The organism is Streptomyces sp. NPDC059003, from assembly GCF_042740445.1.
In the GTDB taxonomy this organism is placed as follows: Bacteria; Actinomycetota; Actinomycetes; order Streptomycetales; family Streptomycetaceae; genus Streptomyces.
Genome location: NZ_JBHYJH010000067.1, coordinates 16725 through 34009, shown reverse-complemented (window position 1 = coordinate 34009; position 17285 = coordinate 16725). Strand labels below are relative to the sequence as shown.

The 17285-nt window shown below is 72.3% G+C and carries 10 protein-coding genes and 1 pseudogene; 7 read left to right on the top strand and 4 right to left on the bottom strand.

All coding sequences use genetic code 11. The features are described from left to right. Nucleotides 1-37: 37 nt before the first annotated feature. A pseudogene (locus ACFWZ5_RS23190) lies at nucleotides 38-251 on the top strand (MerR family transcriptional regulator); the annotation flags it as partial. A gap of 463 nt (nucleotides 252-714) precedes the next feature. Continuing rightward, nucleotides 715-2931, top strand: coding sequence for a germacradienol/geosmin synthase (locus ACFWZ5_RS23185; protein WP_384796515.1), 2217 nt, complete (start codon nucleotides 715-717; stop codon nucleotides 2929-2931). Between the two features lie 23 nt (nucleotides 2932-2954). Here ACFWZ5_RS23185 and ACFWZ5_RS23180 read toward each other — a convergent pair whose 3' ends face one another. The 3 genes from ACFWZ5_RS23180 to ACFWZ5_RS23170 all read right to left on the bottom strand — a co-directional run bounded on the left by ACFWZ5_RS23180 (nucleotide 2955) and on the right by ACFWZ5_RS23170 (nucleotide 6685). Continuing rightward, complete coding sequence (locus ACFWZ5_RS23180; RefSeq protein ID WP_384796513.1) at nucleotides 2955-4598, bottom strand: cytochrome bc complex cytochrome b subunit; 1644 nt, start codon at nucleotides 4596-4598, stop codon at nucleotides 2955-2957. A gap of 117 nt (nucleotides 4599-4715) precedes the next feature. Continuing rightward, nucleotides 4716-5861, bottom strand: coding sequence for a galactonate dehydratase (dgoD, locus tag ACFWZ5_RS23175; RefSeq protein WP_384796511.1), 1146 nt, complete (start codon nucleotides 5859-5861; stop codon nucleotides 4716-4718). Nucleotides 5862-5923: 62 nt separating this feature from the next. Continuing rightward, nucleotides 5924-6685: an SDR family NAD(P)-dependent oxidoreductase gene (locus ACFWZ5_RS23170; protein WP_384796509.1), complete on the bottom strand. Its 762-nt coding sequence runs from the start codon at nucleotides 6683-6685 to the stop codon at nucleotides 5924-5926. Nucleotides 6686-6847: 162 nt separating this feature from the next. On the opposite strand from ACFWZ5_RS23170, the gene ACFWZ5_RS23165 reads away from it, so the two are divergent. Continuing rightward, nucleotides 6848-7453 (top strand): response regulator transcription factor, encoded by a 606-nt coding sequence (locus tag ACFWZ5_RS23165; RefSeq protein WP_384796507.1) that lies wholly within the window; start codon nucleotides 6848-6850, stop codon nucleotides 7451-7453. A 9-nt stretch (nucleotides 7454-7462) separates the two neighbouring features. Here the strand turns inward: ACFWZ5_RS23165 and ACFWZ5_RS23160 are convergent, their stop codons facing one another. After that, nucleotides 7463-8335, bottom strand: coding sequence for a metallophosphoesterase family protein (locus ACFWZ5_RS23160; protein WP_384796505.1), 873 nt, complete (start codon nucleotides 8333-8335; stop codon nucleotides 7463-7465). A gap of 185 nt (nucleotides 8336-8520) precedes the next feature. Here ACFWZ5_RS23160 and ACFWZ5_RS23155 point away from each other — a divergent pair, with 185 nt between their 5' ends. From ACFWZ5_RS23155 to ACFWZ5_RS23140, 4 genes are all read left to right on the top strand, one after another. After that, complete coding sequence (locus tag ACFWZ5_RS23155; protein ID WP_384891242.1) at nucleotides 8521-11757, top strand: NACHT domain-containing protein; 3237 nt, start codon at nucleotides 8521-8523, stop codon at nucleotides 11755-11757. A 261-nt stretch (nucleotides 11758-12018) separates the two neighbouring features. Further along, nucleotides 12019-14088: an ATP-binding protein gene (locus ACFWZ5_RS23150; RefSeq protein WP_384796502.1), complete on the top strand. Its 2070-nt coding sequence runs from the start codon at nucleotides 12019-12021 to the stop codon at nucleotides 14086-14088. A 6-nt stretch (nucleotides 14089-14094) separates the two neighbouring features. Next, nucleotides 14095-15693 carry a hypothetical protein gene (locus tag ACFWZ5_RS23145; protein WP_384796500.1) on the top strand — a complete coding sequence of 533 codons (1599 nt, stop codon included), beginning with the start codon at nucleotides 14095-14097 and terminating at the stop codon, nucleotides 15691-15693. Between the two features lie 216 nt (nucleotides 15694-15909). Then, on the top strand, nucleotides 15910-17115 hold the full coding sequence (locus ACFWZ5_RS23140; RefSeq protein WP_384891240.1) for a radical SAM protein: 1206 nt from the start codon (nucleotides 15910-15912) through the stop codon (nucleotides 17113-17115). Nucleotides 17116-17285: the final 170 nt, after the last annotated feature.

Genomic DNA, 17285 nt, shown 5'->3' with positions numbered 1-17285 from the left:
TGAGCCCGCGCGGCGGCCCGGTCGGCGAGGAGGACGGATGCGGATCGGCGACGCGGCGGCGGCCGCGGGGACGACGCCGAGGGCGCTGCGCTTCTACGAGGAGCGCGGGCTGCTCCGCCCGCCGCACCGCACCGCCACGGGGCAGCGGGTGTACGGGCCGCGCGACGTGACCCGCGTCCGCGTCATCCGGCAGCTGCTCGCGCTCGGCCTGACGGTCGAGGACCTCCGCGGCTGCGCGGACGGCCTCGACCGCCTCGGCGACGACGGCCTGCCGCTGCCCGGTGAGGCGGGGCGCATGAGGTGCGGGCTCGATCCCGGGGTCGCGGAGCAGCGCATCGGGCAGCTCGACGCGGAGATCGCCCGCCTCACCGCCCAGCGGCAGCGGCTCGCGGGCCGGGTGGCGGCGGTCCGCGCGGCGGCCGTGGGCGAGCTCACGGCGGCGGACCTGGACGCGGCCGGGATCACAGCGGCGGACCTGGACGCGGCGGGGCTCACGGCCGCGGACCTGGCGGCGGCCGGGATCGCGTCGGACGTCGACGCCGGGCCTGCCACCCTCACCACCCCGTAGTCGTACGGGTGTTTGACGAACACGGCACATCGAGCCTGGCGTATCACGCGATGGTGTGACCGGGGGCGCCCGCGCGCATCGGGCGGCGCAAGTGGGGTAGTGCTCGGCTGCCCGCACGCCCCCGCATGACCTGAGGAGACCGCCGGATGCCGCAGCCGTCACAGCCCTTCGAACTGCCGGACTTCTACATGGTGCACCCCGCGCGCCTCAACCCCCATGTGGAAGAGGCACGTTCGCACTCCCGGGAGTGGGCCCGGAGGCTGGGCATGCTGGAGGGCTCCGGCGTCTGGGAGCAGGCCGACCTGGACGCGCACGACTACGCGCTGCTGTGCGCGTACACCCACCCGGACTGCGACGGGCCCGCGCTGTCCCTGGTGACCGACTGGTACGTGTGGGTGTTCTTCTTCGACGACCACTTCCTGGAGCTGTTCAAGCGCAGCCAGGACCGCAAGGGCGGCAAGGCCTATCTCGACCGCCTGCCCGCCTTCATGCCGATGGACCTCTCGGCGCCCATGCCGGAGCCGACGAACCCGGTGGAGGCGGGCCTCGCCGACCTGTGGACGCGCACAGTGCCCGGCATGTCCCTCGACTGGCGCGCCCGCTTCGCGGAGAGCACCCGCAACCTCCTCAACGAGTCGCTGTGGGAGCTGTCCAACATCAACGCGAACCGCGTCGCGAACCCCGTCGAGTACATCGAGATGCGCCGCAAGGTCGGCGGCGCGCCGTGGTCCGCGGGCCTCGTCGAGTACGCGGCGGGCGCCGAAGTGCCGTCCGCGGTGGCCGGGTCCAGGCCGCTGCGGGTGCTGAAGGACACGTTCTCGGACGCCGTGCACCTGCGCAACGACCTGTTCTCGTACCAGCGCGAGATCGAGGACGAGGGCGAGCTCAGCAATGGCGTCCTGGTCCTTGAGACCTTCCTCGGCTGCACCACGCAGGAGGCCGCCGAGTCCGTGAACGACCTGCTCACCTCGCGCATGCAGCAGTTCGAGGACACCGCGCTCACCGAACTGGCGCCGCTGTTCGCGGAGAAGGCGCTGCCGCCGCGGGAGTGCGCCGACGTCGTCACGTACGTGAAGGGCCTCCAGGACTGGCAGTCGGGCTGCCACGAGTGGCACCTGCGCTCCAGCCGCTACATGAACGAGGGCGCCGTCGACCGCGCGTCGCCGCTCACGGGCCCGACCGGCCTCGGCACGTCGGCCGCGGGCATCAAGGCGCTGATGACCGCGACGGGCGCCCGGCGCGCGCGCCGCTTCACGCACGTCCCGTTCCAGCGCGTCGGCCCGTCCCTGCTGCCCTCCTTCGACCTGCCGTTCACGACGACGCTCAGCCCGCACCTCGCCCACGCACGGCGCACGGTCGTCGACTGGGCCGCGCGCATGGGGATGCTGGAGCCGCAGCCGGGCGTGCCCGCGTCGCACGTCTGGGACGCGCGCAAGCTCACCGGGTTCGACTTCGCGCTGTGCGCGGCGGGCCTGCGCCCGGACGCGACACCCGACCAGCTGGACCTCGACACGTGCTGGCTGACGTGGGGGACGTACGGGGACGACTACTACCCCGCCGTGTTCGGCAGGACCCGCGACCTCCTCGGCGCGAAGGTGTGCACCGAACGCCTCCCGCTCTTCATGCCCCTCACCGCCACCCCCGCGCCCCCGCCGCTCAACGCCCTGGAGCGCGGCCTCGCCGACCTCTGGACGCGCACCACGGCGCCGATGGCCGCCGAGGAGCGCGCCGCGCTGCGCCGCTCCCTGGTCGCCATGACGGACAGCTGGCTGTGGGAGCTCGCCAACCAGGCGCAGCACCGCATCCCGGAGCCCGTCGACTACATCGAGATGCGCCGCCACACCTTCGGCGCGGACTTCACCATGCGCCTCAGCCACTTCGGCCACGGCGGGAAGCTCCCGCGGGAGATCTACGACAGCGGCCCCCTGCGCAGCCTGGAGAACGCCGCCGCCGACTACGCCGGCCTCATGAACGACGTCTTCTCCTACCAGAAGGAGATCGAGTACGAGGGCGAGGTCCACAACGCCGTCCTCGTCGTGCAGAACTTCTTCGACTGCGACTACCCCACGGCCCTCGCGATCGTCGACGACCTGATGACGTCACGCCTGCGGCAGTTCCAGCACGTCGTCGACCACGAACTCCCTCTCCTGCACGCCGACTTCGACCTCGACGGGGAGGCCCGCGCGGCCCTCGACGCCCATGTGCGGACGCTGAAGAACTGGATGGCGGGCATCTACATCTGGCACCGCGACTGCCACCGCTACCGCGAGGAGTACCTCACCCACGGCCCCCTCCCCGCCCCCACGGGCGTGGGCATGGGCGCGGTCCACCCGACCTGGCTGCGGGAGCTGGCCCTCCCGTAACGCCGTCGGTCAACGCCATCGGTTCAGTGGTGCCCGTCCCCGCTCCGGATCCGGCGGTACTCCTCCACCGTCGCCTTCGGAATGTGGGTGCCCGGGCCGTACATCGCGCGGGACAGGCGGGCGCGGAGGCGTTCGGCGCGGGGGACCTTGCGGGCCACGCCGTTCGCGTCGACCAGCGGGGCGAGGGCGTACGGCTCGGGCTGTTCGTGGGCGGTCAGGGTGTAGCGCTCGGCCTGGGTGAGCGGCGTGTGGACCTCGATGTACTCGCCGTGCGGAAGGCGTTTGATGGTGCCGCTCTCGCGGCCGTGCAGCACCTTCTCGCGGTCGCGCCGCTGCAGGCCGAGGCAGATGCGGTGGGTGACGAAGAAGGCCAGGGGCGGGGCGACGAAGAAGGCGATCCGCACGAACCAGGTGATCGCGTTGATGGAGAGGTGGAAGTGCGTGGCCCACAGGTCGTTCCCGCCGCCGACCATGAGGACGCCGTACAGGGTCAGCCAGGCCACGCCGAAGCCGGTGCGCACGGGCGCGTTGCGCGGCCGGTCCGCGATGTGGTGCTCACGCTTGTCCTTGGTGACCCAGGCCTCGACGAACGGGTACACCGCGATGACCGTGAGGATCAGCGGGAACAGCGCGAAGGGGATGAAGACGCCCAGCTCCAGGGTGTGGCCCCAGGCGTTGATCTCCCAGCTGGGCATCACCCGGATCAGGCCCTCGGAGAAGCCGAGGTACCAGTCGGGTTGAGCGCCGGTGCCGACCAGATCGGGCCGGTAGGGGCCGAGCGCCCACACGGGGTTGATGGTCGCGACCGCGCCCATCAGGGCGAGGACGCCGAAGACCAGGAAGAAGAAGCCGCCCGCCTTGGCGATGTAGATGGGCATGAAGGGCGCGCCGACGACGTTCTTCTCGGTCCGTCCAGGACCCGCGAACTGGGTGTGCTTGTGGTAGAAGACCAGGATCAGATGGGCGACCACCAGGCCCAGCATGATGCCGGGCAGCAGCAGGACGTGCACGGCGAACAGGCGCGGAATGATGTCGTGGCCGGGGAACTCGCCGCCGAAGAGGAAGAAGGAGAGGTACGTCCCCACGACGGGGATCGACAGGATCGCGCCCTGCGCGAAGCGCACGCCGGTGCCGGACAGCAGGTCGTCGGGGAGCGAGTAGCCGGTGAGGCCGGTGAGCAGGCCGAGCATCAGCAGGGTCCAGCCGAACAGCCAGTTGATCTCGCGCGGCTTGCGGAAGGCGCCGGTGAAGAACACCCGCATCATGTGCACGAGCATCCCGGCGACGAAGACGAGCGCCGCCCAGTGGTGGATCTGCCGGATGAGCAGCCCGCCGCGCACCTCCATGCTGATGTCGACGGTGGATTCGTAGGCGCGGGTCACCAGGACGCCCTTGAGCGGCTCGTACGTGCCGTTGTACTCCACCTCGAGGCCGCTCGGCTCGAAGAACAGGGTCAGCCAGACGCCGGTGAGGATGAGGATCAGAAAGCTGTAGAGGCAGATCTCGCCGAACATGAACGACCAGTGGTCCGGGAAGATCTTGCGCATCTGGGACCTGGCGAGGGTGTGGATGCCGAGGCGGCCGTCCGCCCAGTCGGCGACGCGCTCCCCCTTGCCGGGCCCCGCGGGGCGCCGGCCGGGTCCATGGTCCTGGGTGCGTTCGCTCATGCGGGCTCCCCCCTCGGGCGGCTACCAGGGTAGGTGCGCCGCCCGCTGCGTCAACAGACCCCGTTCCAGGCAGCTTTCACCGTTTCCAGGCGGGTTCCAGACGTCTTCCAGGCGGCCTCACCACTCCGCGAACGCTCCGTCCGGCCGGCGCCACACCGGATTGCGCCAGGAGTGCCCGCGCCGGTCGGCCGCCCGCACCGCCGCCTCGTCGACCTCGACGCCGAGTCCGGGCAGGGTCGTGCGGTGCGCGTGGCCGTCGGTGAAGCGGAACGGCTCGGTGTCGACGACGTACGACAGCAGGTCGGCGGTCCTGTTGTAGTGGATGCCGCGGCTCTGCTCCTGGATCAGGAAGTTGGGGGTCGCCCAGGCGACCTGGAGGCTCGCGGCGAGGGCGATCGGGCCGAGCGGGCAGTGCGGGGCGAGGAGCGCGCCGTACGTCTCGGCGAGCGCGGCGATCCGCACCACCTCCGTGATGCCGCCCGCGTGCGACAGGTCGGGCTGCGCGACGGCGATGCCCGCGGTCAGCGCGGGCAGGAAGTCGGCGCGGGAGTAGAGGCGTTCACCGGTCGCGATCGGTACGGGGCTCGCCGCGACCAGGCCGGGCAGCAGCTGCGCCTGGTCGGGCAGGAGCGGCTCCTCCGCGAACAGCGGGTGCAGCGGGGCGAGTTCGGCCAGGACGCGGCGTGCGCTCGCGGGGGTGAAGCGGCCGTGGAAGTCGACGGCGACGTCCCGGTGCGGTCCGAGGGCCTCGCGGGCGACGGCGACGCGGGCGACGACGGCCGCCGTCTCCGCGGGCGTGGTGATCGGCGACGTCGCCCCGGCCGCGTTCATCTTCACCGCCGTGAAGCCCGCCTCGACCTGCTCGGCGATCTGCTCCGCGAGGCGCGCGGGCTCGTCGCCGCCCACCCACGCGTACACCCGCGCCCGCTCCCGCACCGGTCCCCCGAGCAGGGCGTGCACCGGCGCCCCGTACGTCTTGCCCGCGATGTCCCACAGCGCCTGGTCGAGGCCCGCGACGGCGCTGGAGAGCACCGGGCCGCCGCGGTAGAAGCCGCCCTTGCTGAGCACCTGCCAGTGGTCCTGGACACGCAACGGGTCCTGTCCGACGAGGTGTTCGGCGAGGACGTCCACGGCGGCCCGCACCACTTCGGCGCGGCCCTCGACGACGGGCTCGCCCCAGCCGACGACACCGTCGTCGGTGTCGACGCGGCAGAAGAGCCAGCGCGGCGGGACGAGGAAGGTCTCGACACGGGTGATCCTCACGGTTTCCCCTCTCGCTCCCGGCCCGGGTGCCCCGTCCGGCTCCCGCTCAAGCCGACCCCGGCTCAGGCCGACGCCTTCACCACGCTCCAGCCGCCGTCGACGACCAGGCTCGCCCCGGTGACGTACGACGCCTCGTCCGCGGCGAGGAAGGCGATGGCCGCCGCGACCTCCTCCGGCGTGCCGAAGCGCCGCGCCGCCGTGCCCGCGACGCTGAGCTCACGTCCCTCGTCCGGCACCCTCTCCCACGCGGGCGTGAGGATCGGCCCCGGCAGGACGGCGTTGACGCGGACCTCGGGGCCGTACTCGACGGCGAGCTGGCCGCACAGCGAGAGCAGCGCGCCCTTGCTCGCCGCGTACGCGGGGTGGCCCGGGATGCCCTTGTGGGCGTGGACGGACGAGGTGAGGACGACGGCGCCGCGGTGGGCGCGCAGATCGGGCAGGGCCGCCTTGAAGCCGAGGAAGGCGCCGGTGACGTTGACGGCGAGCTGGCGCTCCCAGGACTGTCGGGTCATGGTGTGGGCGGGCGTGACCTCGGACGCGTAGGCGTTGCTGACGAGCACCCCGACGGGGCCGAAGCGGTGCGCGGCGGCGACCACGCGCTCCCAGTCGGCGGCGTCGGCGACGTCCGCGCGGACGGACGCGGCGCGCCCGCCCGCGTCCCGGATGCCGCCCGCGACGGCGTCGCCGCGCTCGGCGGCCACGTCGGCGACGACGACGGCCGCGCCCTCGTCGGCGAGGCGGACGGCGGTGGCGGCGCCGATGCCGGACGCGCCGCCGGTGACGACGGCGACCCGACCGGTGAAACGTGCGCGCGTGTCTGCCATGCGGTCGGCCCCTTCCGCGGCTCTATTCTGGGGAACTGTTCCATATCTTCGGGGAATCTCGGGGAGTCCTCGGGAACAGCACCCCGAAGCCGTGGAGCGGCCGAACGGTCCAAGCAACCGGGGGAACAGATGTCAGGCTTGGCTCGCACCAGGATCCTCCTGGTGGATTCGCATCCCATCTCACTGACGGGGCTGCGCACCATACTCAACGACTGTCCCGATCTCGCCGTCGTCGGGGTCGCCGAGGACGGCCCCGCCGCCGCGGCCCGATGTCGCGAACTGCGGCCGGACGTCGTCGTGATCAACTCGCACACCGGCGCCGCGGAGGCCCTCGCCTGCGTGTGCGCCCTGTCGCGGCCCGTGCCGCCGCGGCCCGCCCACGTCCTCGTCCTGCTCGACAACGTGGACGCCGCCGCCGGGCAGGTCCTGCGCGTCGGCGTGCGGGCCATGCTGTCCAGCGCCAGCGGCTCGGAGGAGCTGGCCGCCGCCGTCCGTGCGACGGCGGCGGGCCGCCCCCCTGGCCTGCCCGCCCGCCGCCCCGCGGCCGCGGGCGACGGCCCGCTGCGCCGCCTCACGGACCGGGAGACGGAGGTCTTCCGGCTGCTCACCCGCGGGTTCAGCAACGCGGAGATCTCCGGTGAACTCGCCCTGAGCGAGAGCACGGTGAAGTTCCACATCCAGAAGATCATGGAGAAGCTGGGCCTCCGCAACCGCGTGCACGCGGTGATCTTCGCCTACGAGAAGGAGCTCATCCGGGTCGGTTCCTGACCGGCCGTGCTACCGCGCCGGCGTGGCGTCCGGCGCGGGCAGGATCTGGTGGAGCCGCGGGTTCGGGTGCCTCTCGCGCTTCCACTCGCGCGGGTAGCCCACGGAGACCTCCGTGTGGCGGACGCCGTCGTGCCAGATGGTGCGCGGGATGTGCAGATGGCCGTACACGACGGCCGTCGCGTTGTAGCGCACCGGCCAGTCGGCGGTGGCCTCCGTGCCGCACCACAGGGCGAACTCGGGGTAGCGCAGGATGCGGGTGGGCTCGCGCACGACGGGCCAGTGGTTGATCAGGACCGTCGGGATCTCGGGGTCGAGCGCGTCCAGGCGCTCCTTGCTGAGCGCGACCCGGGCGCGGCACCAGTCCTCGCGGGTCGGGTACGGGTCCGGGTGCAGGAGCACCTCGTCGGTGCAGACCACGCCGGTCTCGTACGCGACTTCGAGGGCGTCGCGCTTGCCGTACGTGCCCGCGGGCCGGAACGTGTAGTCGTAGAGGAGGAACAGCGGCGCGATGGTCACGGGGCCGCCCTCGCCGTGCCACACGAGGAAGGGGTCCTCGGGGGTGTGCACGCCCAACTGGCGGCAGAGGTCGACCTGGTGGCGGTAGCGGGCCTCGCCGCGCAGCTGGTTCGGGTCGTCGCGGGGCGTCCAGAGCTCGTGGTTGCCGGGCGCCCAGATCACCGTGTCGAACCGTTCGGCGAGCGTGCGCAGGGACCACTCGATGTCGGCCATCGTCTCGGCCGTGTCACCGGCGACTATCAGCCAGTCACCCTCGTGTTCCGGCCAGAGCTCGTCGACGAACTTCCTGTTCTCGGGATACGCAACGTGCAGGTCACTGATGCCGTAGAGCCTCGGCGTCCGTCGCGGTGCAGCAGATGTCGTCACCACGCGAGGCTAACCCGACGGGCGTGGATCTCCGTAGTGCCTTCTTGACGTCTTGACGGACTCGCCCTTGCCGCCCTGCCGGGCGCGCGCCCGGCCCCGCTCCGCGCACCGGGAGCCGCAGCTCACGACCCCCTGCGCCCCGGACCTTTCAGCGTCTAAGGTTCCCTAGTGCGTTCCGTTCACGGATGGGGGCTCGGGTGGACGCCGGAACGGTGGGGTTGCGGATCGCGGCGTCGGTGATGGTGCCGCTCGTCAAACGGCTGCTGCTGCCGCCGAAGGCCGGACCGGGCGCGGAGTTCGGCGAACGGCCCGTGCGCCTGCGGCGGCTGCTGTCCTTCGCCGGGGACCAGCGCACGCTCAGTGAGGCCGACCTCTATCAGCTCGCGCGGGAGCTGGTGCGCCGCGCCGTGCGCGCCGCGGGCCCGCACGACCCGCCGGTCGCTCCGGACGAGCAGAACGCCGTCGGCTACGCGCTCGGCCACACCCTGCGCGCCCTTGGCGACCTCGCCGTGGACGACGTCCAGGCCTTCGACCTCGGCCCCGAGAAGCTCGCCCAGGCCCTGGTCCGGGCCAGCCCGCCGGAGACGCGCGCCCTGCTCAGCACCCAGGCCGCGCACCTGCACGACCGGCTGCTCGTCAGCGCCTGCCTGCATCTGATCCACGAGTTGAGCAAGCGCCCCGGCTTCGAGGCGCGCACGCAGATCGAGCTGCGCCGGGGCCTGAGCGAGCAGCAGGAGCAGCTGCGCGTGCTGCTCGAACGGCTGCCGGCGACGCTCACCGAGGACACCGAGTTCGAGCGCCGCTACGCCGGGTACGTGGTGAGCCAGCACAGCACCCTGACCATCCACGGCGTCGACCTGCACGACGCGCAGAGCCAGGCCTGGCCCCTGGAGACCGCCTACCTGAGCCTGGAGGCGGTGCCCGCGCGCGACCCGGCGGAGCCCGTGCCCGGGTCCGGCAACGGCGACGCCGACGGGCGCGGTGTCGAGCCGGACCCCGAGTCGGAGCGCACGGCGGGGCCCGTCGAGGCGGCCCTCGCCGGGCACGACCGGGTCCTGCTGCGCGGTGTCGCCGGGACCGGCAAGACGACGCTCGTGCAGTGGCTCGCGCTCATCACCGCCCAGCAGGACCGGGTGCCGGGCCATCTGCCGCAGCTCCTCGGGCGGGTGCCGTTCGTGCTTCCGCTGCGCACGCTGGCCCGCGACGACACCGAACTGCCCATGCCCGACGGGTTCCTGGAGTGGATCGGCTGCCCGCTCACGGGCACCGAGCCCAAGGGGTGGGCGGTGCGGGTCCTCCAGGCCGGGCGCGGCATGCTCCTGATCGACGGCGTCGACGAGATCCCGGAGGCGGAGCGGCCGCGGGCGCGGACCTGGCTCGCCAAGCTGCGGGCCGCCTTCCCGGGCAACCTGTGGCTCGTCACCACCCGGCCCTCCGCGCTGCCCCGGGACTGGCTGGGCCGCGAGGGCTTCCGCGAGTTCACGCTGACGCCGATGCGGCCGGGCGACGTACGCCGGTTCATCCAGCGCTGGCACGAGGCGGCGAGCGCGGACGACGAGCTCGGCGCCACCCTGATGCGGTCGCTGCGCGCGAGCCCCGAGCTGAGCCGTCTCGCCACCAACCCGCTGCTGTGCGCGCTGATCTGCGCGCTGCACCGGGAGCGCCGTGGCTTTCTGCCGCAGGGCAGGGTCGCGCTGTACGAGGCGGCGCTCTCGATGCTCCTGGAGCGCCGCGACCGCGAGCGCGACCTGTACGGCAGACGCCCGCCGAAGCTCGACCAGAAGTCGGCGACGGAGCCCCTGAAGCGGCTCGCCTACTGGCTGATCCGCAACGAACGCACCCGCCTGGAGCGGCAGCACGCCGTCGACCTCGTGGACCGCCTGCGCCCTTCGGTGCCGCAGCTGGAGCGGGCCGGGTCCGCGGAGGACGTGCTGCGGCTCCTCCTGGACCGCTCGGGCATCCTGCGGGAGCCGTTCGAGGGTGCCGTCGACTTCATCCACCGCACCTTCCAGGACTTCCTCGGCGCGAAGGCGGCTCTCGAGGACCACGACGTCGGGGCGCTCGTCGGGCACGCGCACCTCGACCAGTGGGAGGACGTGCTGCAGATGGCCGTCGCCCAGGCGCGGCCCGACGAGCGCGCCGACCTCCTGACCCGCCTCACCGGCCGGGCCGACCGCGAGGAGGACGAGACCGTGCGCACCCGCCTCAGGCTGCTCGCCCTCGCCTCGCTCGACCAGGCGACCCGGCTCGACCCGGACGTCCGCGCGACCGTCGAGGAGCGGGCCGCGCAGCTGCTCCCGCCGCGCAGCATGCGGGAGGCGCGGGCCCTGGCCGAGACCGGCACGCTGCTGCTCGGCCTGCTGCCCGACGCCGAAAGCCTCACCGGCGACGGCGAGGTGACGACCGTGCACGCGATCTGCCGCATCGGCGGCGACGCGGCCCTCGCGCGCCTGCGCGACTTCCGCACGACGCGGCAGCCCGCGGTGCGGGCGCAGCTCCTCGCCCACTGGGACCGGTTCGACACCGACGAGTACGCCGAGGAGATCATCAAGCCGCTCCTGGCGTCGGGCGCGGGCGAGGCCGTCACCGTGCGCTCGGCGGCCGAGCTGAAGGCGCTGAGCAGCATGTCCGGGTACGAACGCGTCGTGCTCCAGGGCGACTTCACGGAGATGGACATCGTCGGCGCCCTGGACCCCGAGGGGCTGCGCGAGCTGCGCCTGCGCGGCAACATGCGGCTCACCGGACTCGGCTTCCTGTCCGCGTTCGCCGGCCTGGAGGCGCTCGCCCTGCACGGCTGCCGGGCCATCAGCGACACCGCGCCCCTGACCCGGCTTCCCCTGCTTCGCCGGCTCACCCTCGCCGACCTGCCCCAGCTGGAGCCCCTCGCCCGGCTCTCCGCCTGCCCGCGCCTCGACTCGCTGCTGCTCGGCGCCGCGGTGCCCTGGCGCGGCCTGCGCGACCTGCCGCGGCCCGGCGCGCTGCGGCTGCTCGCGCTGCCGCCGGACGCCGTGGAGCTCGCCGCCATCACGGCCCTGACCGAACTGCGGGAGCTGCGCCTGCACAACGCGAGCGACCGGCTGCGGCCCGACGACTGGGACGCCCTGCTGGCCGACCTGCCCGCGCTGCGCACGCTGCGGCTCTCGCACGAGCAGCTGAGCATGATGCTGTTCCCGCCGGGCGCGCGCATCCCTCAGCTGACGCGCCTCGAAGTCCGCTCGCGCACCGGCGCAACGGTGTCACTACGGCGCATAGCCCGGCGCCTGCCCGGGCTCGAAGAGATCCATCTGATGCAGTTCGACACCGTCGACCTGGTGCATCTGGCGGGCCTGCGCTCCCTGCGCCGGGTGCGCCTCGACTACCCGGGCGAGGTCAGCGGGGCGCCGCCCACCGGCGTGGAGCTGACGGTGCGCCCCCGCCACTGAGCCCGTGCGCCCGTAATGAACCGGCCACGGCCCTGCCTCCGCCGCCGCGCAGGTCGCACACCGCACCGCGGCACCAATCCGCCGTAATATGCCCGTTCGACTGCCATGAAAGCCCTGGCCAGGGGATAGTGAGGGGTGTAACTTCGTTCACCCTCACGGCAGTTGACACCGGCAAGAAACGGACCAGTTGACACCGGCAAGAACAGGAGGGCGGGCGCCCAAACCGGCAGGCGGCGTAGGACGGGAGCGGAATCCGGCGAGATGCACACATCCGAAACGCCTCGGCTGTACGCACGCGACCCGCTCCTGCACTCCCTCGTCCCCCGCCTCACCGGCCTCGCCTATGCCGAACGCACCCGTGTGTCCTGGGAGTACGACAAGGACCTCCCGCTGGTCCTGCTGACCGGAAGGCACGGCCTCGGCCGCACCGCCGTCCTGAAGGCCCTGGAGCAGCACTACTCCGGCCGCCTTCCGCTCGCCCTGGTCGACACCGCCGCGTCCGCGCTCGTCGTCGAGCTCCTCGCCGAGCTCGTGCGCTCCCTCGCACCCGATCTGAGCAGGCGCTTCCCGCTGCTCCTGCCGGGCCTGACCGCCGTCTTCGGCGGGTACGCCGGGCCCGGCGGCAGCCCCGAGGAGCGGGCCCGCGCCACCGCGCGCATCGCCCGGCTCCTGATCGCCTGCCATCTGGAGTCCGGCTCGGAGGCGGCCGTCGGACAGCGGTGGGACGCCCGGGTGCGGGCGCGTCTCGACGGCGGAGCGCATGCGGGGGCACGCCACGACGCGCACGCCGTCGTCCACGCCGTGCTCGCCGAGTACTTCGAGCGGTACACGCGCGCCCGCGGCGCCGCCCCGCTGCGCCAGTGGTACCAGGACCGGTACGCCGAGAGCCCCGAGGCCGCCGCCGCGGCGCCGGTTGGCCCGCAGGGCCACGACGGCCTCGCCCGCCTCGCCGAGTGGTTCCACCGCGGCGGCGACTACCGGGGCGCCGCCGAGCGGACCCTCGTCTACGCCTTCCTGGAGGACGTCACCGCCGCCCGCAGCAAGTGGCAGCGCCTGAACCGCGACCCGCGGCCCCTCGCCCTGCTCGACAACACGCACTCCCCCGCCGGTGCCCGCCTGCTCGACCTGGTCCTGGAGTACCGCGCCCGGCCCGGATCCGACCGCCACGACCCGCTCGTCGTCGTCGCGACCCGGCTCGGCGACGCGCCGCGGGACGCCACCGAGGCCGCCCACCGCGAACTGCCGGACCTGGTGACGTCGTCCCACTGGCGGCGCACCGGGCACGCGCCGTCCGCGGGGCTGCTCGTCGTCCCGCTCACGCCGCTCAGCCGCGACGACGTGCTCCTGATGCTGGACGCCGCGTCCGCGCCGCTGCACCCGTATCTGGCGTCCGCCCTGCACACCCTGACCGGTGGGCATCCGCTGGCCAGCCGGGTGCTGTGCGACGCCGTCCTCGAACACGCCGCGGCCCGGCGGCAGGACGCGGGGGCGACGCCCCTCGGGCCGCGCCGGCTGCTCGATCTGACCACCGAGGACGACCGCCCCGTCACCGAGGTGATCCTGGAGCGGCTGCTCCCGTCGCCGCAGCAGCGCGCCCGCCTGGTGCCGCTCTCCCTCGCCCGGGACAGCACGGCCGCGCAGGCCCTGGCCGCCCATCTGCGCCTGGAGGGCCCCGAGCAGCTCCCGGCCAACGCCGCCGCCGACTACCTGGAGGCCGAGCACTGGCAGCGGGACACGCCCCAGGACCGCCCGCTGGCCGCCGACCCGCTCCTGCACACCCTGCTCGTGCACGAGGCGCGCCGCACCTCCCAGGGCACCGACTCGCGCCGCGGCTGGCAGGAGATCCACGGCTTCCTGCGCCGCCACCACACCACGCGCGGCGAGGACAGCGAGGCCGACGCGCTGCGGCACACGCTGGCGTCCGGTGACGCGAAGACCGTGGTGGCCGCCCTGTCCGAGGAGTTCCTGTCGGAGCAGGACCGGCCGAGCGCGCTGCGCTGGCTGACCTGTCTGCGGTACGCGGCCACGGCACCGGCGCCGCCGGCGGCGGACTGGGACGACGACCGCGCGGCGGTGGCCGCGGGCGCCCACGACGACCGCTACCAGGACATCGACGACATCGACCGCTGCATCAACAGGCTGCTGCACGGCCTGTGGTACCTCTCCGACGCGCTCGCGGAGCCGGAGGCCGACCTGTGCGACGACATAGGGGCCGAGCTGGCCTTCCTGTCGCTGCGGCACCAGACGTGGCGCGCCGTCCTGAGCCAGGCCGCCCGCACCTGGCCGGCCGCCGCCCGTGCCAAGCGTCCCCTCCCGCTGCCCGAACTGTGAGGAAGCATGCGTCTGCTGAGCCGCCGCAACGGCTTCGGTCCCCTCGACAAGGCCGTGGCCGTCCTCGTACCGCTGATCCTGATCGCCGTGGGCGTGGTCCTCTATCTGACGCTGCGCCCCGAGGACTGCGCGGGCGGCCTGGAGAAGCACGGCGGGGAGTGCGTGGGCGTCACTGAGAGCGCGTTCAGCGGGGATGCCGACCTCAAGGGCCTGATCGAGGCCGTCGCCGACGAGAACGCCCGCGTCAAGAGCGACTGGGAGGAGCCGCGGAAGGGCCAGGCGCCCATGCCGTACGGCCGGATCGCGCTGATGATGCCGTTCACGTCGGACGATTCGAGCGCGATGACGGAGGCGATGATCCGCCGGGCCCTCGCGGGCGCGCACGCCGCCCAGCTGCGCGCCAACAGCGGCAGTGGCCCGCACTACCAGCTGCTCATGGCGCCCGACGGCAAGGACCTCGGCCAGTGGGAGCCGGTCGTCGACGACCTGGCCGGCATGGTGGACGACCGGCAGTCGCCGCTCGTCGGAGTGATGGGCCTGCCGAGCAGCACGCCCGAGACCCGCAGCGCCGTGAACGCGCTGAGCCGGCACCGCATCGCCACCGTCGGCCCCGTCATCACGTCCGCCGACATGAACGCCCCGTACTTCTTCAAGACCTCGCCGAACAACGAGATGTTCGCGGACTCGCTCGGTCACTACCTGAAGAAGAACCCGGGCGAGGAAAAGGGGTTCCTCGTCTTCGACAGCCGCCCCGACGACGTGTACTCCCGCAATCTCCACCGGCTCCTGGAGGAGAAATTCGGCAAGAAGTACGGGCTGCGCAAGCGGTCGGCGTCGTTCCTCGGTTCGACGGGGCCCGCCGCCGGTATCCCGCAGCGATTCCAGTCCGCCGCGCAGAAGATCTGCGTGACCGACTCGGACACGGTGTTCTTCGCGGGCCGCGACCAGGATCTCCCGGCACTCGTGAAACGCCTGTCACAGGAGCCCTCCTGCGACCGCAGCAGTCCCGTGCGCATCCTGAAAGTCGGCATCGGTCTGGAACCCACGCTCACCACCGCCGAACTCACGCGGATGCTGCGCGAGACGAAGACGACGATCGTGGCCGCGTCCTCCGTCACGCCGGTCTGGTGGCAGCAGAAGAAGGGGGCGCCCGAGGGGCTCGGCGCCTTCCGGGAGGTCTTCGACCGCCTCGACAAGCGCTTCGGCCTCGGCGAGAAGCCGCTCGACGACGGCTACGCGATCATGTACCACGACGCGTTCACCCTGCTCTCCAACGCCTTCGACCGCTCGTACTCCGAAGCAAACGAGGGCGCGGGCGGCGACGACCGGACCCCGGCGCCGGAGAACACGCCCAACAAGGACGACGTGTACAACACACTCATCGACGCGAGCATCGTCGACACCGACAGGAGCACGCGCTGCATCGGCTGCCTGCGGGGCGCCGCCGGCACGTACGGCTTCGAGAAGTCGTCCGACACCGACGGCACCAACCAGTGGCCGGTGTGCAAGCCGATACCGGTCATCGAGTACCCGGCCCCGGCGGGCGGCGGGTCGGCGCAGACGTACCGGACCTTCGAGAAGACCTTCCGGCACCGCTGCCCCTGACGCGGCCCTCACCAGCGCTTCGGGCCACTGGCATGTGACGAATACATCTGCCGGGAACATTTGGCCGGAACCCATGGCGCGATAGATGTTTACTCAACTTCCTGGTTGTCTAGACCCGTTGACACCTCAGGAAGCGCTCTCCTACCGTCGCAAAGGTCGCTCGGCCAACGCTATCGACGACGCAAAACGCTGCCGAAAATGCGCGTGGAGGGGTTCGTGAACAACACCGAAGCTGCCCGCGATATTGGAATGGCCGCGCCGCGGAACCGCGAGGGTCTCCCCGACGTGAGCCTCGATCAAGCGCACTCCCCGCAAAAAGTCCTGGCCCACGGTGATCTGCTCCGGCGATTCGTCGAGGGCCAGGAGATCAAACCGGTGCACATGCGGATCGGCATCATGGGCGCCTGCAATATGCGTTGCAATTTCTGCAACTTCCATTCGCCGAACGAGGAGCAGTTCTACGACCTGTTCTCGTTCAAGGACTCCCTCACCACCGACAAGGCGATCACCCTCCTCAAGGAGTTCGCGGAGAACGACGGCCGCGCCGTGACCTTCTGCGGCAGCGGCGAGTGCACCATCCATCCCGGGTACGCGGACATCTGCAACGCCGGGCACGGCGTGGGCCTGCACATCGGCCTGATCACCAACGGCTCCCGGCTCGGCCGCCCGAAGATCGCCGACACCGTCATCAACACCCACACCTGGGTGCGGGTCGGCATGAACGCGGGCACGGAGGCCACGTTCAACGACATCACGCGCGACCGCGAGCAGACGTTCTCGAAGTTCATCGACAACGTCAGCCGCCTGCGCGAGAACGCCGTCGCGCCGGACTTCCGCATCGGCTTCAACTATGTGATCACGATGCAGAACTACCGCGAGATCGTCGAGGCGGCCCGCATCGCCCACGCGTCCGGGGCGCACTACGTCCGGTTCGAGCCGGAGTTCTACAGCGCGATGGGGCACGAGACCATCGAGACCGTCATGGCGGAGATCTCGGACTCCCTGGTCGAGGCGGCCGCCATGTCCACGGAGGCCTTCGAGGTGTCGGTGCCGAAGCTGGACCGCGGCCCGATGGACCAGGTCGAGGAGGTCGAGGGCGACTTCGAGCGCTGCCACTACAGCCGCTTCGTGACGGCGGTCGGCGCGGACGGTCATCTCTACCCCTGCCCGCAGGTGCACCTCAACAGCCGCTACCGCATCGGTGACGTCGTCGACCTCGGCTATCCGACGGTCCTCGAAGGCGGACCGCGCGCGGAGTGGGAGGCGTCCAACCCGCGCCGGACCGACCTGTGCAAGTCGTGCTTCTACCGGCCGCAGAACGAGCTGCTCGAACTCCTTCAGCGGGGGCAGATCCAGCTGGACGAGGCGCTTTCCGCGTACGCGGTCGAGGTGCCGCACACCCTGCACGCCGACTTCGTCTGACGGTCCTTCCCCACCCGCCCACCCTCCACTGGGGGCTCCGCCCCCAGGCCCCCTTCTCTCCGCGCTGCGCGCTCGTCCTCAAACGCCGGACGGGCTAGTAGTTATAGCCCCTCCGGCGTTTGAGGAGCGGGGTCTGGGGCGCACCGCGAGGACCACCCACCCGCACCCAC